Source organism: Streptomyces sp. NBC_00582, assembly GCF_036345155.1.
In the GTDB taxonomy this organism is placed as follows: Bacteria; Actinomycetota; Actinomycetes; order Streptomycetales; family Streptomycetaceae; genus Streptomyces.
On record NZ_CP107772.1, the window covers coordinates 997,120 to 1,019,205 of the forward strand.

Below are 22,086 nucleotides of genomic sequence, written 5' to 3' on the forward strand. Positions count from 1 at the left end.
GCGTCTCCGCCATGCGACACCTGGCGCTTCCGCGCGCTCGACAGCGTCGGCGGTACGGTGGCGACACCCGGCGTTGAAGGCAGGCGGTGGTGGCGGTGGAGTGGCGTGAATACGCCGAGCAGATGGCCCTGCTCGCGCGGAAGCTGCTGGACCAGGAGTCGGTTCAGGCGACCCTGGACGAGATCGTCGCGTCGGCCGTCACGCTGGTGGAGGGCTGTGACGCGGCCGGCATCCTGGCGGTGCGCAACGGCCGGGCCGTCACCCTGGCCGCCAGCGAGGACACCGTTCTGGAGTGCGACCGCCTGCAGGGCGACCTGGGTGAGGGGCCCTGTTTCGATCTGGCCCGCCGTACCGACGGCGAGCGCGTCTACCGCATCGCGGATCTCACCCGGCCGCACCCGACCTGGGAGCGCTTCGCGGCGGCGGTCCGCACCCTGGGCGTCGGCAGCATGACCGGCCTGCTGCTCTACACCGACCACGACGACTTCGGAGCGCTGAATCTGTACGCGCGCCGTCCCGGTGCCTTCGGCGAGGACGTCGAGACCGCCGGCTGGCTGCTGGCCTCCCACGCCGCCGTCGCCCTGGCCGACGCCCGCACCATCGACCAGCTCCAGCACGCGATGGAGACCCGTCACGCCATCGGCGAAGCCATGGGCATCCTCATGGAACGGCACAGCCTGAGCGAAGACGACGCCTTCAACGTGCTGCGGCGCATCTCCCAGCACCACAACGTCAAGCTGAAGGACGTCGCCCAGCGAGTCCGGGACGAACACACGGACCCGACCACTCCGTAAACGGCCGACTCGGCAACCGTGCCGTGGGCGGTGTCTCGCGCGTTCTCCGGTCAGTGCCCCGCCCGCCACGTACGGTGGGCCCGCCGGCCCGCGCCCTGTCCCTTGGGTGAGGGCGGGCGCGGGCACCCGGGACACGGCACGGGAGGAAGAGCGCTATGACGGAGGGCACGGCGGGTGAGCTGGACGAGCGGGTGCTGGGGCGCCGGTGGACGGTGCGTCTGGACGCTGTCGGCCGGGGCAGTACGGCGGTGCGCGTCTCGTGCAGCCGTCCCTCTTGTGCCGAGCAGCGTCTGGCGTCCGCGGCGGCCGGTCGTGCGGCCGCGGTCGCCCACCTGAAGGCTCATCTGCGGGCGGCCGGGGGGCCTCGGGCGGGGGCGTACTGCGCGTGCCGGGCCGAGAGCTGCCATGCGCACGTCTCCCCCGACGACCGGCAGGCACGGGCCCAGCCCTGGCGGTGCGGAGGGGCGGTCGTCGTGGCTGTGCTCACCGACCGGGAAGGACGCTGGTGGCAGGCGATGGAGTGCTGTGCACGCTGTGCGGCCGCGACGCCCGGCGCGAAGGTCGTCACCGGTGGGGATCGTTCCGGTCCGGCGGCCGGCGCCTCCGCCACCGCCGACCGCCCGTCGACCGCGTTCGCCGGTGCGCCGCAGTTCTCCGACCTTCCCCCGCCCGCGGCCGGTCCGCGGGAGGTCCCGGCGCCCCGCTCCGCGCCGCCGCGGCGCCGCCGACCGCACGGGAAGATCGCACAGCGCGTCATCCCGCAGGATCTGCGCCCCGTCGCCCTGCGTGACGAACTCGTCGAACTCGGTGATCTGTTCCGGGCCTACCAGCAGCGCTCCGAACCCGACCTGGCGGTGCTCGCCGACCTCCATGAACGAAAGGCCCGCGCCTTCACCACCTGGGCCGACGTCACGAACGACCCCAATCTGCGGCTGGAGGCACAGCGCGCCGAGCAGGCCGCCGCCACCGTCCGTTCCCAGCACCTGCACCGCACGGGCTGCGGTGCGAACGGCGACGGGCCCGCCGTCGCCCGCCTGCTGACCGCGCGGACGCAGTGGGAACACGCGCGTTCCGTCCTCGCGTACGTGGCCGACCACAGCCCTCTGCCGGGCCCGGACGCCCGGCTGCTGGTACTGATGCTGACCCTGCGCACCGCGCATTGCGGCACCGGGAACCTCGTCGGCCAGGACCTGACCGCGCTGAACCTCACCGACCCGGAGGACCTGGTCGGCAGGCTGAACGGCTGCGGATGGCTGGTCCTCCCCGGCACGGCCGGTGACTTGCTCGCTTCCCGGCCGGAGAACCCCACCGCGGTCGGTGTCCCCTCCCTGGCGCCCGGCGAGGACGGTCGCGGACCGTTCGCGTTCGGCAAGAAGACGCGGCCCAGGCTCAGCGGCTGGGCCCAGAAGGTCGTCTCGGACAAGAAGCTCCGCAAGGCCAAGGCCACCTCCGGCACCCGGCTGCTCGCCCTGGCCCTGGCCACCCGGTGCAGCGCCTCGGGACGGCTCGGCCCCGGCGGCCAGGGCATCGCCCTGAGTTCCCTCGCTGCCTGGATCCCTGCGGACCACGGCGATTTGCAGCACCTGGTGAACCAACTGACGGCAGCGGACTGGCTCACCGAAGCCGCCCTCACCGGCACCCACCTCACCGGACAGCTGACGGAACGCGTCCTGCCCCTGACCTGTCCCCTCCCCGAGCCGGACCAGACGGGTTGATCCAGCGCCGTCCAGCCTGCCGCTCGCTTCTCCGGCAGAAGGGGGCCTGACACCATCGCCGGAGGAGAGGAGACCGCCTTCTCAGAGCTCCCGCAGGTGCTGTCCGTGCGGGTCCACGAGGACGGCCCCGACCAGGTCGCCGTCAACACCCGTCAGTACCCGTGGGGACGCCGGTTGGGGTCGAACTGCTGGACCTTCTTGGCGAGATTGGAGCCGTCGACGGCGACGCCGTACCGGCTGCGGACGTACCGCATCGCGGCGGCGATGGATGCCACGGGGTCGTAGATGTTCACCGAGGTGCCGGGAGCGTGGCGCTGGGCGAAGGTCTGCGGGATGCACTGCACGATGCCTCGTGAGCACTGGAAGGGGGTGAGCGCGCCGTTCAGCCTCACGATCGGCCCGCTGCGCCGGTAACCGTCCCCGAAGTCCTTGACCTTGCTGAAGCCGGGGGGCGTCTTGGCGTTGGAGTCCCACAGATTGCAGGCGTTGGGGTTGCCGGACGACTCACGCGCGACGGCCGTCCTGAAGCCCCTCACCCAGAAGCCGCTCGCCTGGACTCCGGCGGCCGTGCTCGCCTGTGCGATCCAGTCCTCCAGCGTGCCCTCGGGCGTGTACCGGTGGTACGTCACCTGCTTCGGGTCGATCTGCCCCATGGCACCGGCGCCGGTACCGCCCGTCGTCGTCCCGCCCGCCGGGAAACCGGTACGGACCCGGAACAGTCCGGCGCGCTCGCCGAGTTCCGTCAGCGACTGCACGCCGGGTGATCCGACGGCGTCGCTTCCGGACAAGTGCAGCGCCGTACGGCGGAACTCGTCGTAGAGGGCCTGGGTGGCGGTCTCGAAGATCCCGCGTTCATCGGCCACGTCCGTGTGCATGACCCTCCGCAGACCGTCCTGCACCAGGGCCACATCGGCCTTCGCGCTGGCGTCCCCACCCGGCTGCGCCTGCTCCTCCTGGGCGCTGTGCGTCGAGGCCCAGACCACCTGGTTCAAACTGACCCAGGACGGTTCCGCGGCCGGGGAGGAACCCGCCCTGACGTTGAACAGCGCCGACTCATGGCCCAGTTCGACGAGTTCCCGCGTGGTGGGAACGCCGTGGCCGTCCGCCTCGTAGCGGTCGAGTTTCTCCTTGCGGAACCGCTCGAAGAGTTCCTGTGTCTCCGCCTCGAACACGGAGTGCGGGTCGTCCGGGGCGACGCCCATGACCCTCTCCAACGCGTCCTGGACGAGAGCGACGTCGTCCGCCGTGGTGCCGTCGCCGTTTCCCGCGGTCTGCTCCTCGGCCGTGGAGTGGGTGGCCGCCCAGGTGAGCTGGTTCGAGGACACCCATGGCAGCGCCTCCTCGGCTTCCGCCACGGACAGTGCGTCGGCCTCACGGGACGAGGCCGAGGCCATGTACGTGTATCCGGGCTTGTTCTTCAGGCCCGGGTCGGCCGTGACGATCCCCTCCGCGAATGTCGGCAGCCCGTATCCGTAGAGGTAACTGTCCCGACGGGCACGCTTCTTCAGGTACACCCCGTCGCCCTCGGACGAACCGTTGGCGTTGGTGTTCCCCTCGATGGTGTACGCGTGGTCGGCGTCGTACTTGTAGACGAGTCCGACGTGTTCGCCGCCCAGGTGGCCGAAGAACACCATCGCCCCGATCGCGGGATAGTACGAGAACCTGCCGCGGCTCTTGTACCAGTTGACGGCCGTCGGGCAGGAGGCGGTCACGGGCGCCAGGCTCTTCAGGCCCGCCTGCTGGAAGGCCCAGGACTGGAAGGTCTGACACCAGGCCTGGTTCTGCGACCACTCCAGTCCGGGTACGGCGGGGGAAAACTTCTGGTGGTTGTTGTGGTGGCCGTTCGAGAAACCTTCGTGGTATCCGACTTCGGTCTTCTCGATGGCGATGAGGGTGTCGGTCTGACTCATCGCGTTCCATCCCCTTTCCCGCAGAATGCGGGCCCAGGGAACGGAGGAACACGAAGAAACACGAAGGCATACGAGAGAACGCAAGGAGCGCCACGGGAACTCGGCCACCGGTCACTGGGCTCGCGCGGCCGTTGTCTCGATGCTATCGCCGGTGGTGCGGTGCCGCACCATCTGCGCCGGGGTGCGGGCGCCGTCCAGGTGTCTGCCGAAGCCGGCGGCCATCGTTCTCAAGCCGAGGAGCTGACAGGCTCGGTCGTACGCGCGAGGCGGGTGAGGCTGCGGTCGTGTGCGCGGCTGAGGAACAGCAGTGAGCAGGTGGCGCCGATCAGCGCGCAGAACATGTCCCACTGGGTGTCCCACACATCGCCCTGAGTGGCGAGGAACGCGTCGGCTGCCTGTCCTCCCGTCACGGCCGCCGCCCACTCCAGCATCTCGAAGACCGCGCTGAAGGCGAGGCAGGCGCAGACAGTCAGCGGGGCGAGCCAACGGCTGCCGCGCAAGGGCGAGGTGCGCACGAGGAGTTCCCGGACCAGGATCGCCGGGACGAATCCCTGCATGAGGTGGCCGAAGCGGTCGTAGGGGTTGCGCTCCAGTCCGAACCAGTCGCGCACCCAGTCACCCGCGGGCACCTCCGCGTAGGTGTAGTGCCCGCCCACGATGAGGACCAGGGCGTGCACGGCCAGCAGAGCGCACAGCAGACCGCTGAGCGGAAACCGCTTGCGCAGCAGGAGCGTCAGCGGCAGACCGATCATCACCCACACCGTCTCCAGCACCCAGGTGGTGGGGTCCTTGGCACCCCAGGCCGACACCGTCAGCGCGACGCCGACGCCGGCCGCGAGGACGGCGGGCAGCCGACGACCTGTGCGGCGAGCGCGCGTCCACCCGCCGACCGGCGGTGTGTCCGAGGACGGGCTGACGAAGGTGTGGTGTACGGACATGGCCGGCTCCTGGTGTCTGGGGTGCCCCCATCCTCGGACGCGTCGTGAACCGGCGGCATGAGCGCACGTACTCAACGCGCCCTGAGGATCGGGACGTGAAATACCTACGCCCCGGGGCCGAATGCGGCCGGCTGAGCGCACCACGCTGCGACCTCGTCGCACGGGTCGCACGGCACGCCCCGATCTGCCGGGGAAGCTGCTGTCCCTCGACGTCGTCACGCCCGCCGATCTGCGCGCGGCCCACCCGAACGCCGTCGCCGGTGACCCGTACGGCGGCTCCGCCGAGCTGGACCTGAACCTGCTGTGGCGTCCGTCGTCGGCCGGCGGCCGACACGCGACGCCGTACCGGGGTTGTGGCACGTCGGCGCCTCGACGCACCCCGGCCCCGGGCTCGGCGGCGGGTCGGGACACCTCGTCGCCCGGCATCTGCTGTGTCGAGGGCGCCGCTCGCTCCGGCGTTGACGCCGCTTCTTCGCCGCGATGGGACCACACGGCTGCGATGTGACCGCACGAAAGCGGGACGACCGACCACGGCCGTCTCGCTCGCAGGGCTTCACATATTTCAGTAGTACGACGGACGTCACCTGCAGAAAATTCAGGATGCCGCGGGCCTGACGAGCCGTTCATCGGGGATGACCGCGACGCCCATGATCTCGATCATGGCCTCGGGCTGCCACAGTCCCGTGGTGCCGATGCCCGCCATCGCGGGGTACACCGGGCCCGCGAGTTCGCGCCACACCTCACCGATCTCCCTCCCGTGGGCCTGGTAGTCGGGGATGTCGGTCAGGAAGATCGTGACGCTGACGAGGTCCTCCGGGACGCCTCCCGCTTCCGCCAGCGTGGCGAGGACGTTGGCGAAGGCCTGCCGGAACTGCTCGACGATTCCACCGGGGACGATCTTCATGTCCTGGTCGAGGGCCGTCTGGCCGCCGAGGTGGAGCGTGTTGCCGCTGAGCGTCCCGTGCGAGTAGCCGCTGGGCCTGGCCAGGGACGCGGGGTTGATCGGAACGGGGGCCGAGTGGGTCGCCATGGAGAGCTCCTGCGTGACGTTGCGGGATCCGTTCTGTCTGCGCCACACCGTAGCATCTATTGACATAGATGTGACGCTCGTAGAAATAATGGAATAAGTGAAGCGGAGAAGGAAGAGAGGGAACGGCCCATGCGACTTGCGACCGTCGCCCACGCGGCCGGTACGAGCGCCGCGGTGCTCCACGAGGGCTCATGGCGGGCGCTTCCGGCCGTCGACCTGTCGGCGCTGCTGGCAGCGGCGCCCCCGCACCAGCCGGCAGGGCAGGCCGGCGCCGTGCTCGACGACGCCGTACCCGTCCTCCCGCTGCCCGCGCCCGGCAAGGTGATCTGCTGCGGACTGAACTACGCCGATCACATCCGCGAGACCGGGCGGGAGCTGCCCGCATACCCCACGCTCTTCCCCAAGTACGCCGACACGCTCACCGGTCCCGAGGCCGACATCGTGCTGCCGAGGGGCCTCCAGGTCGACTGGGAGGCCGAGTTGGCCGTCGTGGTCGGCGCGCCCCTGCGCCACGCCGACCGGGCGACCGCGCTGGCCGGGATCGCCGGCTACACCGTGGCGAACGACATCTCGGTGCGCGACTGGCAGTACCGGACCCTGGAGTGGTTCCAGGGGAAGGCCTGGGACGCGTCCACCCCGGTCGGCCCCGTGGTCGTCACACCGGACGAGATCGACCCCAGCGCGGGCCTGGAGGTCATCTGCCGGGTCAACGGCGAGCAGGTCCAGCGCGACACCACCAGGACACTCGTCTTCGACGCCGCCGACCTGCTCGCGTACATCTCCGCCTTCACCGTGCTGCGCCCCGGCGACCTGGTGCTGACCGGTACGCCCGGCGGCGTCGGAGTGGCCCGGGAACCCCAGCGGTTCCTCGCCGACGGCGACGTCGTGGAGACCGAGATCCCCGGCATCGGCACGCTGCGCAACACCGTGCGCTTCACGGACTGACACCCCCGCCCCCCGTTCATCCACCGAGGAGGAATCGCCATGAACCCCGATCCCAGCCCGTACGTCCTCGAGGGCGACAACTCCGTGTACGCCACCGCGGGCGGCCTGGTCGTACCGGTCGTCACGCGGGCCGGAGCGGAACCCGGGGACACCGGGCAGTCCGCCGGGGCCACCCGGATCTCGGGCGTGAGCATCCAGCACACCCCGGCGACCAGGATCTGGTTCGGCAAGGTCCACAACGACAGCGGATACCGGTCGGTGCCCCACCACCACGGCGAGGCCGAGACCGGCGGCTATGTGCTCTCCGGCCGCGCCCGGATCTACTTCGGCGCGAAGTTCGAGGACTACATCGACATGGCGGAGGGCGACTGGGTCTTCGTCCCGCCGTTCCTGCCCCACGTCGAGTGCAACCTCGACCGCAACAAGCCGCTGACCTGGATGACCACCCGCACGCCCGAGAACATCGTGGTCAACCTCCCCCAGGTCGCCGACGCGGACCTGCGCGACTGGCTGGACCGGCCCTGATGACCGACACCACCTCCGAGGTCTTCACGGCCGCCGTCACCCTCACCCCCGCCGAGGCCCACACCTTCGACCTCGCCTTCACGGCGGTCACCCAGCCCTGTCCGTGGCCGAAGGCCTACGGCGGCGATCTGGTCGCCCAGGCCGCGGCCGCGGCGATGAGGTCCGTCGACGACGGCAAGACGCTGCACTCCATGCACTCCTGCTTCATGCGACCCGCCGACATCGGCGCCGAGGTGCGGTACGAGGTGGAGGTGCTGCGCGACGGCCGCGGCTACGCGACCCGCCAGGTGCGCGCGTACCAGCACGGCAAGGCGCTCTACGTCTGCCTGGCCAACTTCGCGGCCGGCGAACCCGGCGCCGGCCGCCACACCGCCGGCCTCCCCGACTGGCTGGGCGCCTCGGACCTGCCCGCCCCCGAGGACCTGCCCAGCTCCTCGGACTATCTGGCGGACCGGTCCGGCGGGACGATGACCGAGGTCTCCAAAAACTACTGGTGCGGCGGGCGCGGCTTCGACATGCGCCATGTCCCCGGCCCCGCCTACCTCACGGTCGAGGGCAGCCGGGAGCCCCACCAGGCGGTCTGGGTCAAGCCGTTCGACGCGCTGCGGCCGGTCGACGGGCTCACCGACGCGCAGCGCGACACGGCCGCCCTCGCCTACGTCTGCGGCTACACGATCCTGGAGCCCGTGCTGCGCGTGCTGGATCTGCCCTGGGCGCGGGAGGGACTGGTCACCGCCAGCCTGGACCACGCGATGTGGTTCCACCGCGCACCGGAACCGGGCGTGGCGGACGGCTGGCTGCTCTACACCCAGGAGGCGGTCGCCGCCGACGCGGGCCGCGGCCTCGCCTCCGGTCGCTTCTTCACCCCCGACGGCACCCATCTGGCCACCGTCGTCCAGGAAGGGATGATCCGCGCCTCCCAGGGAGGACACGGATGACCCTGTCGTCCTCGCCGCCGCGCCGCGCCGGCGGCGAACTCCGGCATGTCGAGCTCCGTAGGACCGAGGAGAACGAGTCATGAGGATCGCTATCGCCGGCGGCGGCCCCGGGGGGCTGTACTTCGCGGCTCTGATGAAGCAGCTCGACCCGGCGCACGAGATCACCGTGTGGGAGCGCAACGCGCCGGACGACACCTTCGGCTTCGGCGTCGTCTTCTCCGACGAGACCCTGGGCGGCATCGACAACGCCGACGACGTCGTCCATTCCGCGATGGAGAGCCGCTTCGCCCGCTGGACGGACATCGACGTCGAGGTCGACGGCACCCGGTTCACCGTCGGCGGCCAGGGCTTCGCGGCGATGAGCCGGAAGGAGCTGCTGCAGATCCTCCAGCGGCGTGCCGCCGAGCTCGGTGTCACCGTCCACTACCGCACCGAGGCGCCCGACGTGGACGAGCTGCGGGCCTCGTACGACCTGGTGCTGGCCGCCGACGGCCTCAACTCCGCCATCCGCACGAAGTACGCCGACGTCTTCGGGCCGTCGCTGGACCGGCGGCGCAACAAGTACATCTGGCTGGGGACCGACCTGGTCTTCGAGGCGTTCCAGTTCTTCGTCAAGCAGACGGAGTGGGGCACCGTGCAGATCCACGGCTACCCCTACTCGGACACCGGCTCCACCTTCATCGTCGAGATGCACGAGGACGTCTGGCGGCGCGCCGGCTTCGACGCCACCGAGGACCAGGTGTTCCCGCCGGGAGTCTCCGACGAGTACGCCGTCGCGCGGATCGGCGAGATCTTCGCCGACGAGCTCGAGGGGCACCGGATCCTCACCAACAACTCGAAGTGGCTGAACTTCACCACGGTCCGCAACGAGCGGTGGTACGACGGCAACGTGGTGCTGCTCGGCGACGCGGCGCACACCGCGCACTTCTCGATCGGCTCGGGCACCAAGCTCGCCATGGAGGACGCCCTCGCCCTGGCCGCGTGCCTGCACGAGCACCCGACCGTGGCCGAGGCGCTGGCCGCCTACCAGACCGAGCGCAAGCCCGTCGTCGAGTCGACCCAGCGGGCCGCGCAGGCGTCGCTGGAGTGGTTCGAGAACATCGGTATGTACGCCGGTCAGGACCCGGCGCAGTTCGTCTTCAATCTGCTCACCCGCTCGCGGCGCATCACCTTCGAGAACCTCAAGGAGCGCGACGCGGGGTTCGCCGCCCTGATGGAGGAGGAGTTCGCCCGGCACCAGCAGGCTCCCGAGGTCGCCCCGGCGATGTTCCAGCCGGTCCGGATCGGTCCGCTCGAACTGAAGAACCGGATCATCGTCTCGCCGATGGACATGTACTCGTCGGTCTCCGGCGTCCCCGGTGACTTCCACCTGGTGCACCTGGGGTCCAAGGCACTGGGCGGAGCCGGTCTGGTGATGAGCGAGATGGTGTGCGTGTCGCCCGAGGGGCGGATCACCCCCGGTTGCCCGGGACTGTGGAACGACGAACAGCGCGACGCCTGGCGCCGCGTCACCGACTTCGTCCACGGGGGGACGACGGGCAGGATCGGTCTCCAGCTCGGCCACTCGGGCCGCAAGGGCTCGACCAGGCTGATGTGGGAGGGCATCGACCAGCCGCTCGAGGAGGGCAACTGGGAGGTGATCGGCCCGTCGGCGATCCCGTACGGCGCCGGCTGCCACGTCCCCCGGGAGGCCACCCGTGAGGACCTGGACAAGGTGGTCGCCGACTTCGCCGCCGCCACCGAACGCGGGGTGCAGGCGGGCTTCGACCTCATCGAGGTGCACGCCGCCCACGGCTATCTGCTCTCCTCCTTCCTCTCCCCGATCGCCAACGAGCGCACCGACGAGTACGGCGGCTGCCTGGAGAACCGGCTGCGGTTCCCCCTGGAGGTCTTCGACGCGGTGCGCCGGGTCGTCCCGCCGCACCTCCCGGTCACCGTGCGGATCTCGGCGACCGACTGGATGCCGGACGGCAACACCGAGGACGACGCCGTGGACATCGCCCGCGCGTTCATCGAGCACGGCGCGGCCGCCATCGACGTCTCCTCCGGCCAGGTCGCCAAGGACGAGAAGCCGGCCTACGGCCGCTCCTACCAGACCCCCTTCGCCGACAGGATCCGCCACAAGGTGGCCGGCCCGGCGGGGGTGCCGGTGATCGCGGTCGGCGCCATCTCCTCGTACGACGACGTGAACTCGATCCTCCTCGCGGGGCGGGCCGACCTGTGCGCCCTGGGCCGCACCCACCTGTACAACCCGCACTGGACCCTGCAGGCCGCCGCGGAGCAGGAGTACCGCGGGACGGGCGCGCAGTGGCCGGTGCAGTGGGAGGCCGGCCGCCGCAAGCCGCCCGCCTCCCGCACCGACAAGATCCCGCCGCGGCTGTCCCTGCTGCGGGAGGGAGCCACCGACGACGTGCACCTGCGCTGGATGCCGCCGGCCACCACGGGGTCCGGCACCGCGTCCGGCACGGTGTCCGCGTGACCACCTCGCCGCGGGCCTCGCACCACCCCGTGGGCGTGCACCGGACGCGGATCGAGTGGATCGACACCGACGCCGCGGGCATCTACCACAACAGCACGGCCGTACGGCTCGTGGAAGCCGCGGAGGCCTCGCTCATGCACGGGCTCGGCCTCCACGGCTACTTCCCGGCCGCGCCCCGGGTGCGCTACGAGGTGGACTTCGAGTCGCCGCTGTTCTTCGGCCAGGACGTGTGCGCGGTCGTGGAGCCGGTGCGGATCGGCACCAGCTCCATGACCTTCGCCTTCGAGGTGTGGAACGAGGAGTTCCAGGGCCGCCCCCGCGCGCGAGCCGCGTTCGGCCGCTGTGTCACCGTCCACATCGGCCGCGACCACCGCGGCGGTGCCGTGAGCACGCCGTGGCCGCGGGAGTGGGTCGCCGCACTGAGCAGGCCGGGCCGGTCGTGCGAGGCCCGTCCGGCATACTGACTGCGATGACCGTAACCAAGGGAGACCGCCCCGCAGCAGCCACGCGTCGTTCGCGGACCGTGCTCGTGAGTTTCCTCGGCGCGATCGTCCGCAAGATGGGCAACTGGATGCCCATCGCCGGCGCCGTCGAGCTGCTGAGCGAGGCGGGGCTGGACGCGCCCAGCGTCCGGACGGCCGTCTTCCGGCTCAAGAAGCGCGGATGGCTGGTGTCGGAGAGCCGCTCGGGAATGCGCGGCTACGCGCTGACGCCCGCCGCGCTGGAGGCCCTCGCCACCGGTGACGAGGTCATCTGGCACGCGCGGCAGCCGGCCGATCTCGGCGACGGCTGGTGCTTCGTGAACTTCTCCGTGCCCGAGTCCGCCCGCGCCCTGCGCCACCAGCTCACCGCGCATCTGACCTCCCTCGGCTTCGGCAACATCGGATCGGCGGTCTGGATCGCCCCCGCGCGGATGCTCCCGGCGGCGCAACGCGCCATCGCCGAGCTGGAACTCACCGAACAGTGCGCGGTCTTCGTCGGTGACTACGTCGCCGGGCAGCCCCTGCCGAGCATGGTCCGAGGCGGCTGGGACCTCGACGGGATCGACCAGCGGTACCGGGAGTTCATCGGCGAGTACGAGGGGGAGGCGGACCGCCTCGCCGAGGCCGGCGTCATAGCGGGGACGCACGCCTTCGTCACGTATCTCTCCGTGATCGACCACTGGCGGAAGCTGCCGTTCCGCGACCCCGGACTGCCGCGCGAGGTACTGGCCGAGGACTGGAGCGGCCCCGCCGCCGTCCGGCTCTTCGAACGGATGGTCACGACCCTGGAGGGCCGGGCACTCGCCCATGCCGCCTCCTACTGGTCCGCACAGCCGAGGACGGCGGACAGGACCGACGGCAGGGCGGACGGCGCCGAACCGCTCCAGCGGACCTCCTGATCGTCCGTCCGCTGACTGCGCGGGGCCGGCCCCTGCCACTGGTTCCTGCTCGGTGACGGCAAGTACGGGCTGACGCAGCTCCGCCATCTGGACCGTCCGCCGGTCGCGGGGGCGGTACTGATCGCGGCACCGCTGCCGATCGTCAACGGCTCCGGCTCCCCCTGCCGTGTTCTCGCGGCCGTTCCCCCGGTTCCAGTGCCGCACCGTGCGGTGTCTCGACGCCGGCGGCCACATCATCGTGATCGGCGCCGCCGAACGGTACGACGCCCCGGGTGACGAACCGCTCGCCTCCCATTCGGGCAGCCACCGTCCACATCGCGCGCCGGCCTAGGCGCGCAAGGACGTGCGAAGGAGTTCGCCGAACTCGGCGGGGTGCGTGGTCAGGCCGGTGTGCCCGCCCCGAAAGTGCTGGAGTTCCGTGCCGAGACGCTCGGCCAGGAAAGCGGCGGGCCGGTAAGGCAGTTCGCCCCGCGAGTCCTGGCCGCAGGCGAGCACGAGCCGGTCCGACAGCGCCTCCAGGCGGCGGATGTCCGGGACGTAGGACATGAAGCCGGGCACGATGCGTCCGATGAAGTACGGCAGGTCGGCCATCGTCTGCCGGGCCCGTGCCGCCGCTTGCGGCGGAAGCTCGATCTCGGCCTTCGGTTCGGCGGTGTCTCCGTCCTTCTTCAGCCCTGCGGCGAATACGGCCATCGCCGGCATGAGCCCCTGCGTGCGGAACGTCGCCTGCACACGCGCGATGAGCTCCCGGTGTTCGGCGGCGTCCGGCAGGACCTCCACCACCGGCGGCTCGTGCGCCACGACGCGTTCGAGGTGTTGGGGACGGGTGGTGAGCAGATGCAGGGCCACGATCGCACCCGAGCTGGCGCCGAACACGCGGGCCGGCTTGTCGGGCGACAGCAGGTGCAGGAGCCGGAAGGCGTCATCGGCGTGCTCGGCCACTCGCTGCTCGGCGTCGGGGTCGTCCAGCGCGCTGCGGGACATGCCGCGCGGGTCGTAGGTGGCGACGGTGTACTCGGCGGCCAGGCCGTCGACGACGCCGTCGAAGGACGCCGCGCCACCCGTCCCTCCTGGGATCAGCAGCAGGAGCGGGCCCTGGCCGCGCGCTTCGTAGTGCAGGGTGGCGCCGTTCACCCGCAGGCTGCCGGTGGTGGGGGTGGTCATGAGGCGTCTCCTTCTCGGGACGGGGCCGGTGCGCCACCTAGGACCCCTAGGTATAACCTAGTACCACTAGGTTTCCCAAACACCCAAGTGCGCGGGCGAGTTGCCGACAGAGGACGCAGATGACCCGCAAGCCCGTGGAGTCACCACGAGAGAGCGCGGGGAGAACCAGATCGCCCCGCGTCACATCCCGGTGATCTTCTTCTCCACCGACGTGGACGGATCCACCGACCTCAAGCTCGGCAGGCACCGCGGCCGCATCAACAAACTCCACGAAAACCTGGGGCGCATGGGGCGCACGAATTACCACTGGGCGATGGACGAGGTCATCGACCACTACGTGGACTCCCCAAGCGACTCCCCCGCCCTGGTGATTTTCCAGACGGACGGAGGTCCCACCAGCAAGGCGGCCGCGGAGCGCTACCTCTGCAAGGCCGCCCGTCTGCCCCTGTTCTGGCAGTTCATCGGCTTCGGGGACCCCTCCGACAACGAATTCGCCTTTCTGCGCAGACTCGACACACTCGCCGTCCCGCACGCCGCGTCGTCGACAACGCCGGCTTCTTCCATGCCGGACGCACCCCCCAGACCGTCGCCGACGACCTCCTCTTCGACCGAATGCTCCAGGAGTTCCCCACATGGCTCGACGCCGCCCGCACCGCGCACGTCGTATGACGGGGCGGGCGGGGGAACCGGGAGTGCCTCGCCTGGCGGGCGCCGACCGGTGGGTGGGTCAGGAGCGGTAGTGGCCGAGGGTCCGCAGGCCGGGCAGTGCCTTGTCGTCGAAGTCGAACAGGGCGAGGTTCTCCCAGGCGTTGCCCGACGTCGGGTCTTCCGGGTTCCAGCCGCTGCCGGAGCGGTAGGTCCACACGCCCTCCCAGTAGCAGTAGCCGAGGCCCTTGCCGTCGGGGACGGCGGCCGCCAGGTCGGCCACCGTGCGCAGCCATGCGGCCTGCCCCTCGGGGGTGGCGGGGTAGCCCTCGGTGAGCTGCGAGGGGCTGTTCATGATGTCGTTGGTCTCGTCCTCGCTGCTCAGCGAGAACGGGTACGCGGTCTCGGCGATCACGCACGGCTTGCCGTAACGGGCCGTGATGTCGGCCATGTTGGCGGCCGCCTGGTCCGGGGAGCCGTGCCAGAAGGGGTAGTAGGACAGGCCGATGACGTCGAAGTCGACGCCGTAGGACACGGCGTTGTCGAACCACCAGCGGTACAGGCCGTTGTCGCCGCCGTTGGCCAGGTGGAGGATGGTGCGGACGCGCGGGGTGGTGTCGTGTGCGGCGCGCAGGCCGGCCTTGAGGAAGGCGGCCAGGTTGTCCCAGTGGTCCCAGTTGCCGGTCGGCCAGAGCATGCCGCCGTTGAGTTCGTTGCCGATCTGCACCAGGTCGGCGGGCGTGCCCTGACGCCTGAGGGCGCCGAGGACGTCGGCTGTGTGGTCGTAGACGGCCCTGGTCAGGCCCGCCACGTCCAGGTCGGCCCAGGCAGCCGGCTTGGTCTGGTGCGCCGGGTCGGCCCAGCTGTCCGAGTAGTGGAAGTCGATCCAGATGCCGATGCCCGCCCGCTTCAGGCGGCCGGCCAGCGACAGAATGTGCTTCTTGTCGTTGTAGCCGTCGGCCGGGTTCACCCAGACCTTCAGCCGGGCGTGGGTGATGCCCGCCTCGGCGAGGATGCGGACCGGGTCGCCGAGCCGGCCGTCGGCCCGGCGGTAGACGGCGCCGTGGTCCTCGTTCTTCGGGAGCGAGGAGATGTCCATGGCGCGGATCGGGAGGCAGTGGCGCGCGGCGCTGCCCGTCGCGGTGCTCGCCATGGCCGGTACGGCGCCCAGGGTCGGCACCGCCAGCGCGGCGGCGCCGGCTGCGGTGAGGAGGCTGCGTCTGCGCATGGTCAAGGGTCCTTTCACAGGGGGCGACTCGGGGATGACACGGAAGCGTTCCGGGCACGTCGGCGGCAGCGTCATGCACGGCGAAGCGGCGGTGACCCGAACGTCTTCCTCTACGACGGCTTCGACGTCGTGGGCCGTGTGGCGGGTGAGTCCGGCGCGGGCGGGGCATAGGTGCCCAGCGCCCGAGCCGGGTCCACGCCGCTCAGACGGGTGGGCCTGCCACAGGCCGACGGCGGGGCACGGGCCGTAATCCTCGGTGAGCTTGTCGGTGAGCTGCACGGCCGGTTCCCGTCTCCCGCGTCGGCCTGCTGCGCCGAACCTCATACCGCCACTGCTCGACGTCGCCGCGGGCACCGGCGGCGAGCGGCAGACGGTCGAACAGAGGGGAGGACATGTCTCGCTCCGGGAGGATCGGCGGAACGGCGTCGGCCCCTTTCCGTGAACGTGCACAGAATAGGTTGCGGCTGACGCCCGTGAGCTACACGTAGGTAACCCGAGCCGCGATCAGTTGACAAGGGGAGCATGCGATTTTCTTCTGTGCACGCTCACAGAAATGCGAGTGCCAGGCACCTCCTTAGGCCCGCGCCCTCGGCATCTCGATGGTTACGCGACCGTGAGCACGATCTTGCCCTGGAGGTGTCCTTCGGCGGCGCGTTCGTGCGCCGCTCGGGCATCAGCGAGCGGGAACGTGCTGTCGATCGCGACGCGGACCGTACCCGCGTCGAGCAGGCGCCCCACTTCGGCGAGCTGCGCGCCGCTGGAGCGGACCTGGGTGCCGGAGACGGTGACGCCCAGCCTCGCGGTCTCCTCGTCGTCGTACGCACCGAAGAACACGGGGAACAGGACACCGCCGCGCTTCAGTGTGCGCAGGAAGCGGCTGCTCTCGCGGCCACCGACGGTGTCGAGCACGAGGTCGACGTCGTGGACGCGTTCTTCGGGACGGCTCTTGGTGTAGTCGATGAACTCGTCGGCGCCCAGCTCGCGCAGGAACGATTCGTGCGCACCCGATGCCACCGCGATCACATGGGCGCCCCTCCACTTCGCCAACTGGAGTGCGAGGTGCCCCACGCCGCCCGCGGCGCCGTTGACGAGCACCGTCGTGCCGGCGTCGAGGGGGACCGGGCGGTGCCGCTCCGCCTGGAAGGGCGAGGGGTGATCGTGTCCGAGCTCGATCAGGAACTGCCACGCCGTCAGCAGGGCCATGGGCGCGCCGGCGGCGTGCACATGGTCGACGCCGGCCGGCTTGTGTGCGAGGTCCGACGCGGGCGCGGCCACGTATTCGGCATAGGCCCTGCCGTCGAAGCTGGGGAAGCGAAGGAGACCGAAGACCTGGTCGCCGACGGCGAATCCCTCCACATCCGCGGCGACGGCTTCGACGACGCCCGACACATCCGTCCCGGGGGTCACGGGCAGGTCGAACGTCGGCCTCGTCTCCGGAGGTATGTTGCTCAGCCCGTCACGCAGGTACCAGTCCGGAGGGTTGACGCCGACCGCGTGAACGCGGACCAGCACCTCACCCGGGCCCAGCCGCGGAACGGGTATCTCGTCCTGACGCAGAACGTCGGGGCCGCCGTGCTCATGCAACCGGATCGCCCTCATCGTGCGTGTCGACATCGTTTTCTCCTGCGTCTACCGAGGAATACGCTGAGCGGATCAGCGATCCAGATAATCGGATCACTGAACCAGATAATATGGATCACTGATCCGGATAGCAAGAGGGACACATGCGTGCCGACGCCAGAAAGAACCGTGACCACCTGCTCGCCGTCGCGGGCACCGTCATCACCGAGCAGGGCGCCGAGGCGTCGATGCGCGACATCGCGCGGAGAGCCGACACGGGGCTCGCCACGCTGCTGCGTCACTTCCCGACGCGAGAGGCGCTGTTCGAGGCCCTGCTCCGGACGAGCTTCGACGAGCTGACGGCGAAGGCGGGCGAGCTCGAGACGTCGAACTCGCCCGACGACGCGCTGGTGTCGTGGCTGCGCGACTTCGTCGCCGTCGCCCACGACTACCGCGGCGTCGTGGCGTCGATGATGGCGGCCATCGAGGCCCCGGAGTCCGCACTCCACACGTCGTGCGTCAGCATGCGCGCGGCCGGCACCCGACTGCTCGCCCGCGCCCAGGCCGAGGGAACAGCCCGAACCGACATCGACGGCACCGACCTGTACGCGCTGGCCGGGTCACTCGCGTGGCTCCACGATCAACCCGCGCTCGCGCCCCGCGCCGATCACCTCTTCGATGTCGTCGTGAGCGCGATGGTGACCGGCCCGGCGAGCGATGATCCGAACAAGGAGCGACGATCGCGGGCTGAGGGCTGAGGCCGGAAGCCCGCAGTTCACGATGACGAGTCTCAAAGGAACTCCACATCGTGCCCGGCGCCGGTCACGTCGACCTGTACGACAAGACCGACCTGATCCCGTGGGGCCTCCCCTGGCGACGCGGACGACGTCGAGCGCCACGCCTGCCCGCGCTGCCGGGCCGGCCCCGGCTCGCCGTGCCGCTCGCGCTCCGGCACGGTCGCCGGCACCCACCACACCGGCCGCTTCACCAAGGTGCCCCGGCTCGCCAAGCGCCTGCGCGTGCCTAGGTATACCCCGAGGCCATTGCCCAGGCGCACGCCGACTTCGCCAGGGCACCGACGACATCCCCGCCCCGCCGGGTCCGTATCCGAGGCCCGGATGATCCGCTCACGCAGGAGGAAGCCGAGCCTCGGCAACGCCACCAGGACCAGGTTCTCCATCCCGCGGAGACCGAGTAGGAGCGAGATCGATCTCACCGATGGCCGTTGCACCGATGTTCCCCGAGGCCGTTTCCGACTCGCCGGCCGACCCGACTCGTCAGCCGCCGCCCGGCCCGGAAAGGTTTCCGAGGACGTCCTGAGTCACCGGGTCCCCGGTCGGGTCCAGTCCCGTCATGAGGTCCGCGAAGGCGCGGGCTGCGCCCGGGGAGGTGAAGAGGCGGTCGAGGCGGGCGCGGGCGAGGTGGCGGTGGAACGGGCCGGCGTCGGTGGCATCGCCGGCGTCGTGGAGGGTCCGGGTGAGCCAGTGGGAGAACTCCTGGTCGTTCCAGACCCGGCGCAGACAGCGCGACGAGTAGGTGCGCAGGCCGGTGTCGTCGCCGCCTCGGACGAAGTCGCGCACGGCCCGGGCGAAGACGTCGGCGTCGTACAGGGCAAGGTTCATGCCCTTGCCGCCCATGGGTGACACGATGTGCGCCGCGTCGCCGACGAGGAAGAGCCGACCGTACTGCATGGGGTCGTGGACGAGGCTGCGGAGGCGGAAGATCTCGCGTTCGGTGATGGGCCCGGAGGTGAGTGCCTGGTCACCGAGCCGAGTGCGCAGGGCGTCCCAGACGCGTGTGTCCGTCCAGGCGTCGGGGTGGTCGTCGGGCGGGCATTGGAGGTAGTAGCGGCTGGCGTGCGGGCCGCGGGGGAAGTGGGCGGCGAAGCCCTGGGGGCTGACGGCGAGGAGGGGGTGGGCCGGGGGCGGGGCGTCGGCCAGGATGGTGAGCCAGCCGATGCCGTGGTCGAGGGCGTACGCGGTGAGGGCGCCGTCGGGGACCGCCGTACGGCTGACGCCGTGGTCGCCGTCGCAGCCCGCGACGAAGTCGCAGGTGATCGCGCGGAGTGCTCCGTCGACGGAGCGGTAGCGGACGGTCGGGCGGTCGCCGGCGAGGTCGTGCAGGGAGACGTCGGCGGCCTCGAAGCGCAGGTCGCCGCCGTCCTCCAGATATGCCGCAGTGAGTTTCTGCACGAGGATCTGCTGGGGACACAGTCGGGCCGCGGGGCCGTTGGAGCCGTCGCTGTCCGAGACCAGGTGGCGGTCGCCGTCGACGCGGAACTCCAGGATGCCGTCGTAGGGAACGCCGCCCAGGACCCGGTCGGCCAGCCCCCAGTCGTCGAACATGCGGACGGCACGGGTCTCCACGATGCCGGCGCGCTGGCGTTGTGACACATACGCACGGGATCGGCTTTCCAGGACGACGCAGTCGACGCCGCTGCCCCGCAACAGATTGGCGACAGTCATACCGGCCGGGCCGGCACCGATCACCACGACGGTCGTGGATTCGACGGAATCACGCAACTGCCTTGCGTCTTCGGCCACTTGGGCACCTCCGGCGTCCAGCCTAGCGAGGAGATCAGCCATCCGAGCCGTATCCGACCAACAGCGTCGCCGATCGAACACGGTCCCGGAAAGACAGCACTCTCGGCTGATAGCGGGGTGGTGTCCGGGCGCCTTCCGTAGTATCGCTACGACAACCATGTGCGCCTGTGACCGATACCTCCCCCGCGGCAGCAGGCGAGACGGCATGAACCTTCGACTTCGCGTACGCCATCGGCTCGCCGCTCATCCACGACGGCGCCCAGGAAAGGTGTGAGCACCATGTCCAAAACCCCTGCCACCACGACCGAGTTGACCTCCCAGTACAGCACCCAAGTGGCCGGCGACCTGGAACGCAACCTCAAGGAGCAGGAACGCCTGAGCGGTGAGATCGAAGCGCTGCAGGAGCAGTTGTCCGCCGTACGCCACGACCACTCCGTCCTGGTGAACCTCCAGCAGGCCCTCGGCGTCCCGGCAGCGCCCGACACCTCTGCGGCCGAACCTGTCGCACCGGTACCCGCACCCCGCAAGAAGGCCGCGCCCGCATCCGGTACGGCCGCACAGACGAAGGCGAAGAAGACCGCCCCGGCACGGAAGCGGACCAGCAAGAAGGCGGCCACCGCGGCGCCGGCCCCGCAGCCCGCTCCGGCCAAGCTGGTCGACCTCGTCCGGGAACACCTGGCCGACCAGAGCGAACCCCGCTCGGCTGCCGAGATCACCACCGCGCTCGGACAGCAGCATCCCGAGCGCGCTGTGAAGACGACCGTGGTGCGTACGACACTCGAAGGTCTCGTGGCCAAGAGCCAGGCCCAGCGCAGCAAGCAGGGCACGTCCGTGTACTACAGCGCCCCCGACTCGGCCGAGCCGGCCGCACCCGCCGAGCCGAGCTCCCAGCAGTCCACCTGATATCCCGAGACCTGTGGGCACGCGTCCCGTCTGCAGGGCGAGGCCGGAGGGGACCTCGCTCCCGCCCACCTCCGTCACAGCGACGGCGGCCGCGCTGCGGCATCGCGTACGTCGCGGCCGGGAGCCTGGACCGCCATGGCAGGCCGCTCCCTTCCGCGGAGCGGCGCTGTTCGCGGTCCCGTGGAGCTACACCGTCACGTGGGCGAACACCAGGGGCGCGGTCCGGTCGGTCTCGTCGACGGTCAGGAGAGCCGTTCCCGTGGTGTCGTCCCTCCCGGGGACATCCGCGTAGAGGCCGACCAGACGCCCCTCGGCCGGCAGCTTCCACGGCAGGCCGACCGCATCGATGTCGTCCTGGTCCACGAAATCCCTCCCAGCCGTCAGATGCCCGGCACTCCGCCCCAGGGAGGCGACGAACGTCCGCACACCGTCGGGCGTCGTGCGGAAACGCAGATAGAGGTCCTGTCCACTCTCCGCGCCTCCGTCCCCCGGCACGACGAGATAGGCGGCCTGCTCCGCCCCGGCCGGTACCGCGAGCCCGAACGTCCTCTGGAGCGCGGCGCTGGGAACACCCTTCCGCTCCGGCGAGGTCCTGGAAGACGAGGTGTCGGTGACGTCCGGCGGCCGAAGGGGGCCCAGGAACATGATCACCGCGGCGAACAGCGGGACCACACAGCAGGCCGCCACCAACGCGACGGGGACGGCACGAGTCCCGCGGGCCCGGCGCGCGCTTTCCGGCAGCACGGCTTCGTCCTCGTCGTCGTCCTTGTTCCTCATACGTCGATGATCCGCCACCGCTCCTCGTCCGCGTTCTTCCACTGCCGTGTGACGACCTGGTAGTCCTGGGACGGCAGTTCGTAGGCGTCGAGATAGCGGCTGTTGCTGGCCTCCTGGATCGTGTACGTGCCGTTGGTGGACGGCAGGATGATCCAGGCCTGGGTCGCGTCGTTCTCGGCGGTGCGGGTGACGACCCGGTAGTCGTCGCCGGACCCCTGATAGGCGTCGAGATAGCGGCCGTTGCTCTGCTGCTGGATCGTCGAGAGGCCGTTGCTGAGGTCGGTCAGCAGCCAGTGCTGGGTGCTGTTGTTCTGGAACGGCCGGGTGACCACCCGGTAGTCGAGGCTCTCGATCTCGTGCGCGTCGAGGAACCGGTTCGTGTCCGCCTGGGTGATGGTGACGATGCGCTGGGACACGATCGTCGGCGCGGCGGCGGGCGCGGCCTGGGCGAGTCCGGCCGGGGCCAGCAGCGCGGTGGCGGCCAGCGCTGACGTCAGGGCGGCGCCCCGCAGGAGTCGGTGCCCGCGACGGCCGCGGCCCGCCCGCCCCGGCCCCTTCGTCCCCGTCTGTTCGGTCCTTGTCTCTTCCATCCCCGTGTCTCCAAAGGTCGT

The 22,086-nt window shown here is 70.6% G+C and carries 20 protein-coding genes and 3 pseudogenes; 14 read left to right on the plus strand and 9 right to left on the minus strand.

What is annotated here, in order from left to right; translation table 11 throughout:
• The first annotated feature begins 122 nt into the window (after positions 1-122).
• Positions 123-794 carry a GAF and ANTAR domain-containing protein gene (locus OG852_RS03925; RefSeq protein ID WP_133916159.1) on the plus strand — a complete coding sequence of 224 codons (672 nt, stop codon included), beginning with the start codon at positions 123-125 and terminating at the stop codon, positions 792-794.
• A 155-nt stretch (positions 795-949) separates the two neighbouring features.
• Positions 950-2,509, plus strand: a complete 1,560-nt coding sequence (locus OG852_RS03930) for a hypothetical protein (RefSeq protein ID WP_330347091.1) — start codon at positions 950-952, stop codon at positions 2,507-2,509.
• Between the two features lie 152 nt (positions 2,510-2,661).
• Here OG852_RS03930 and OG852_RS03935 read toward each other — a convergent pair whose 3' ends face one another.
• Together OG852_RS03935 and OG852_RS03940 are read right to left on the minus strand one after the other, a co-directional pair.
• Complete coding sequence (locus tag OG852_RS03935) at positions 2,662-4,419, minus strand: hypothetical protein (protein WP_330347092.1); 1,758 nt, start codon at positions 4,417-4,419, stop codon at positions 2,662-2,664.
• 227 nt (positions 4,420-4,646) lie between these two features.
• Positions 4,647-5,357: a DUF2238 domain-containing protein gene (locus OG852_RS03940; protein ID WP_330347093.1), complete on the minus strand. Its 711-nt coding sequence runs from the start codon at positions 5,355-5,357 to the stop codon at positions 4,647-4,649.
• Between the two features lie 121 nt (positions 5,358-5,478).
• On the opposite strand from OG852_RS03940, the gene OG852_RS03945 reads away from it, so the two are divergent.
• A complete protein-coding gene (locus tag OG852_RS03945) occupies positions 5,479-5,862 on the plus strand; it encodes a hypothetical protein (RefSeq protein ID WP_330347094.1) in 384 nt (127 codons plus the stop codon).
• A 90-nt stretch (positions 5,863-5,952) separates the two neighbouring features.
• On the opposite strand, the gene OG852_RS03950 is transcribed toward OG852_RS03945, so the two are convergent.
• The gene (locus OG852_RS03950; protein WP_330347095.1) at positions 5,953-6,387 is read right to left on the minus strand and encodes a RidA family protein; all 435 of its coding nucleotides are present in this window, start codon (positions 6,385-6,387) and stop codon (positions 5,953-5,955) included.
• A gap of 129 nt (positions 6,388-6,516) precedes the next feature.
• Here OG852_RS03950 and OG852_RS03955 point away from each other — a divergent pair, with 129 nt between their 5' ends.
• The 7 genes and pseudogenes from OG852_RS03955 to OG852_RS03985 all read left to right on the plus strand — a co-directional run.
• Entirely contained in the window at positions 6,517-7,332 is an 816-nt protein-coding gene (locus tag OG852_RS03955) for a fumarylacetoacetate hydrolase family protein (RefSeq protein ID WP_133916111.1), read from the plus strand.
• Between the two features lie 39 nt (positions 7,333-7,371).
• Positions 7,372-7,857, plus strand: a complete 486-nt coding sequence (locus OG852_RS03960; RefSeq protein ID WP_133916112.1) for a cupin domain-containing protein — start codon at positions 7,372-7,374, stop codon at positions 7,855-7,857.
• Entirely contained in the window at positions 7,857-8,795 is a 939-nt protein-coding gene (locus OG852_RS03965; protein WP_330347096.1) for an acyl-CoA thioesterase, read from the plus strand. Before OG852_RS03960 ends, OG852_RS03965 begins: the two co-directional genes overlap by 1 nt.
• 79 nt (positions 8,796-8,874) lie before the next feature.
• Positions 8,875-11,274 carry a bifunctional salicylyl-CoA 5-hydroxylase/oxidoreductase gene (locus tag OG852_RS03970; protein ID WP_330347097.1) on the plus strand — a complete coding sequence of 800 codons (2,400 nt, stop codon included), beginning with the start codon at positions 8,875-8,877 and terminating at the stop codon, positions 11,272-11,274.
• Positions 11,271-11,738 (plus strand): acyl-CoA thioesterase, encoded by a 468-nt coding sequence (locus OG852_RS03975; RefSeq protein WP_330347098.1) that lies wholly within the window; start codon positions 11,271-11,273, stop codon positions 11,736-11,738. Before OG852_RS03970 ends, OG852_RS03975 begins: the two co-directional genes overlap by 4 nt.
• A gap of 5 nt (positions 11,739-11,743) precedes the next feature.
• Positions 11,744-12,655, plus strand: a complete 912-nt coding sequence (locus OG852_RS03980) for a PaaX family transcriptional regulator (RefSeq protein WP_330347099.1) — start codon at positions 11,744-11,746, stop codon at positions 12,653-12,655.
• Positions 12,656-12,685: 30 nt separating this feature from the next.
• Positions 12,686-12,850, plus strand: a pseudogene (locus OG852_RS03985) (cyclase family protein); the annotation flags it as partial.
• A 132-nt stretch (positions 12,851-12,982) separates the two neighbouring features.
• Here the strand turns inward: OG852_RS03985 and OG852_RS03990 are convergent.
• Positions 12,983-13,819, minus strand: a complete 837-nt coding sequence (locus OG852_RS03990) for an alpha/beta fold hydrolase (protein WP_330347100.1) — start codon at positions 13,817-13,819, stop codon at positions 12,983-12,985.
• 184 nt (positions 13,820-14,003) lie between these two features.
• Here OG852_RS03990 and OG852_RS03995 point away from each other — a divergent pair.
• Positions 14,004-14,488: pseudogene (locus tag OG852_RS03995) on the plus strand (VWA domain-containing protein); the annotation flags it as partial.
• A gap of 58 nt (positions 14,489-14,546) precedes the next feature.
• On the opposite strand, the gene OG852_RS04000 reads toward OG852_RS03995, so the two are convergent.
• Together OG852_RS04000 and OG852_RS04005 are read right to left on the minus strand one after the other, a co-directional pair.
• A complete protein-coding gene (locus OG852_RS04000) occupies positions 14,547-15,692 on the minus strand; it encodes a glycoside hydrolase family 53 protein (RefSeq protein WP_330347101.1) in 1,146 nt (381 codons plus the stop codon).
• A gap of 603 nt (positions 15,693-16,295) precedes the next feature.
• Positions 16,296-17,306 (minus strand): NADP-dependent oxidoreductase, encoded by a 1,011-nt coding sequence (locus OG852_RS04005; protein ID WP_330347102.1) that lies wholly within the window; start codon positions 17,304-17,306, stop codon positions 16,296-16,298.
• Between the two features lie 110 nt (positions 17,307-17,416).
• On the opposite strand from OG852_RS04005, the gene OG852_RS04010 reads away from it, so the two are divergent.
• Positions 17,417-18,010, plus strand: coding sequence for a TetR/AcrR family transcriptional regulator (locus OG852_RS04010; protein WP_133916118.1), 594 nt, complete (start codon positions 17,417-17,419; stop codon positions 18,008-18,010).
• A 132-nt stretch (positions 18,011-18,142) separates the two neighbouring features.
• Positions 18,143-18,262, plus strand: a pseudogene (locus tag OG852_RS50890) (zinc finger domain-containing protein); the annotation flags it as partial.
• A 267-nt stretch (positions 18,263-18,529) separates the two neighbouring features.
• Here OG852_RS50890 and OG852_RS04015 read toward each other — a convergent pair.
• On the minus strand, positions 18,530-19,795 hold the full coding sequence (locus OG852_RS04015; protein WP_208117299.1) for a 4-hydroxybenzoate 3-monooxygenase: 1,266 nt from the start codon (positions 19,793-19,795) through the stop codon (positions 18,530-18,532).
• A gap of 279 nt (positions 19,796-20,074) precedes the next feature.
• Here OG852_RS04015 and OG852_RS04020 point away from each other — a divergent pair, with 279 nt between their 5' ends.
• Complete coding sequence (locus OG852_RS04020) at positions 20,075-20,698, plus strand: hypothetical protein (protein ID WP_133916120.1); 624 nt, start codon at positions 20,075-20,077, stop codon at positions 20,696-20,698.
• A gap of 186 nt (positions 20,699-20,884) precedes the next feature.
• On the opposite strand, the gene OG852_RS04025 is transcribed toward OG852_RS04020, so the two are convergent.
• Both OG852_RS04025 and OG852_RS04030 read right to left on the minus strand, forming a co-directional pair.
• Positions 20,885-21,475 carry a hypothetical protein gene (locus OG852_RS04025; RefSeq protein WP_133916121.1) on the minus strand — a complete coding sequence of 197 codons (591 nt, stop codon included), beginning with the start codon at positions 21,473-21,475 and terminating at the stop codon, positions 20,885-20,887.
• Entirely contained in the window at positions 21,472-22,065 is a 594-nt protein-coding gene (locus OG852_RS04030) for an RICIN domain-containing protein (protein WP_133916122.1), read from the minus strand. The genes OG852_RS04025 and OG852_RS04030 overlap by 4 nt, the downstream gene beginning before the upstream one ends.
• Between the last annotated feature and the right edge of the window lie 21 nt (positions 22,066-22,086).

Excerpts from the sequence above, each read along its gene's own strand:
- OG852_RS03925 (WP_133916159.1), top strand. The coding sequence starts at position 123 with ATGGCCCTGCTCGCGCGGAAGCTGCTGGACCAGGAGTCGGTTCAGGCG.
- OG852_RS03930 (WP_330347091.1), top strand. The coding sequence starts at position 950 with ATGACGGAGGGCACGGCGGGTGAGCTGGACGAGCGGGTGCTGGGGCGC.
- OG852_RS03935 (WP_330347092.1), bottom strand. The coding sequence starts at position 4,419 with ATGAGTCAGACCGACACCCTCATCGCCATCGAGAAGACCGAAGTCGGA.
- OG852_RS03940 (WP_330347093.1), bottom strand. The coding sequence starts at position 5,357 with ATGTCCGTACACCACACCTTCGTCAGCCCGTCCTCGGACACACCGCCG.
- OG852_RS03945 (WP_330347094.1), top strand. The coding sequence starts at position 5,479 with ATGCGGCCGGCTGAGCGCACCACGCTGCGACCTCGTCGCACGGGTCGC.
- OG852_RS03950 (WP_330347095.1), bottom strand. The coding sequence starts at position 6,387 with ATGGCGACCCACTCGGCCCCCGTTCCGATCAACCCCGCGTCCCTGGCC.
- OG852_RS03955 (WP_133916111.1), top strand. The coding sequence starts at position 6,517 with ATGCGACTTGCGACCGTCGCCCACGCGGCCGGTACGAGCGCCGCGGTG.
- OG852_RS03960 (WP_133916112.1), top strand. The coding sequence starts at position 7,372 with ATGAACCCCGATCCCAGCCCGTACGTCCTCGAGGGCGACAACTCCGTG.
- OG852_RS03965 (WP_330347096.1), top strand. The coding sequence starts at position 7,857 with ATGACCGACACCACCTCCGAGGTCTTCACGGCCGCCGTCACCCTCACC.
- OG852_RS03970 (WP_330347097.1), top strand. The coding sequence starts at position 8,875 with ATGAGGATCGCTATCGCCGGCGGCGGCCCCGGGGGGCTGTACTTCGCG.
- OG852_RS03980 (WP_330347099.1), top strand. The coding sequence starts at position 11,744 with ATGACCGTAACCAAGGGAGACCGCCCCGCAGCAGCCACGCGTCGTTCG.
- OG852_RS03990 (WP_330347100.1), bottom strand. The coding sequence starts at position 13,819 with ATGACCACCCCCACCACCGGCAGCCTGCGGGTGAACGGCGCCACCCTG.
- OG852_RS04000 (WP_330347101.1), bottom strand. The coding sequence starts at position 15,692 with ATGCGCAGACGCAGCCTCCTCACCGCAGCCGGCGCCGCCGCGCTGGCG.
- OG852_RS04005 (WP_330347102.1), bottom strand. The coding sequence starts at position 17,306 with ATGTCGACACGCACGATGAGGGCGATCCGGTTGCATGAGCACGGCGGC.
- OG852_RS04010 (WP_133916118.1), top strand. The coding sequence starts at position 17,417 with ATGCGTGCCGACGCCAGAAAGAACCGTGACCACCTGCTCGCCGTCGCG.
- OG852_RS04020 (WP_133916120.1), top strand. The coding sequence starts at position 20,075 with ATGTCCAAAACCCCTGCCACCACGACCGAGTTGACCTCCCAGTACAGC.
- OG852_RS04025 (WP_133916121.1), bottom strand. The coding sequence starts at position 21,475 with ATGAGGAACAAGGACGACGACGAGGACGAAGCCGTGCTGCCGGAAAGC.
- OG852_RS04030 (WP_133916122.1), bottom strand. The coding sequence starts at position 22,065 with ATGGAAGAGACAAGGACCGAACAGACGGGGACGAAGGGGCCGGGGCGG.